Here is a 629-nt window from a genome sequence, read left to right as displayed (position 1 = left end):
CAGCACAGGTCCGAACACTTCGCGCGTCAGGTCCGACATCTGCTTCAGTTCGATGATCGTCGGCGGAACGAAGGTGCCAAGAGCCGCAGTGTCGGGAAGCGGCAATTGCTCCACCTTGCAGCCCAGCGAGCGCATCCGTTCGATGTGCTGGTCGATCTCGGCCTTTGCCTGTTCGGAAATCACCGGTCCGACGTCGATGTTGAGCCGGTCGGTGCGTCCGATCCTGAGCTCCTTCAACGCCCCCTTCAACATGGCGAGCGTCCTGTCGGCGACGTCATCCTGGAGGCAAAGCACCCGCAAAGCCGAGCAACGCTGGCCGGCGCTGTCGAAGGCGGAGGCAATCACGTCGGCAACAACCTGCTCGGCGAGCGCCGAGGAATCCACGATCATCCCATTTTGTCCGCCCGTTTCCGCAATCAAGGGTATTGGTTTTCCGGCCGGCGAGAGGCACTCACTTAGCTGGGCCTGGATTTGACGGGCGACCTCGGTCGAGCCGGTAAACATGACCCCTGCCGTTTCCGGGGCCGCCACCAGTGCAGCTCCGAGACGGCCGCTGCCGGGCACGAACTGCAGCGCGCCACGCGGCACGCCGGCTTCATGCAGGATTTTCACGCTTTCATAAGCGGTGA

1 protein-coding gene is annotated in these 629 nt (G+C 63.0%); it reads right to left on the bottom strand.

Translation table 11 applies throughout. From position 1 onward, the window contains the following. Positions 1-629: aldehyde dehydrogenase family protein (locus C9413_RS32550; RefSeq protein WP_170251653.1), on the bottom strand; the 629-nt coding region annotated here is incomplete at both ends.

This window comes from Rhizobium sp. SEMIA 4085, from assembly GCF_013004495.1.
GTDB classification, from domain to species: Bacteria; Pseudomonadota; Alphaproteobacteria; order Rhizobiales; family Rhizobiaceae; genus Rhizobium; species Rhizobium gallicum.
The sequence above is the reverse complement of the archived record's forward strand: the minus strand, read 5'-3'. Positions and strand labels throughout refer to the sequence as shown.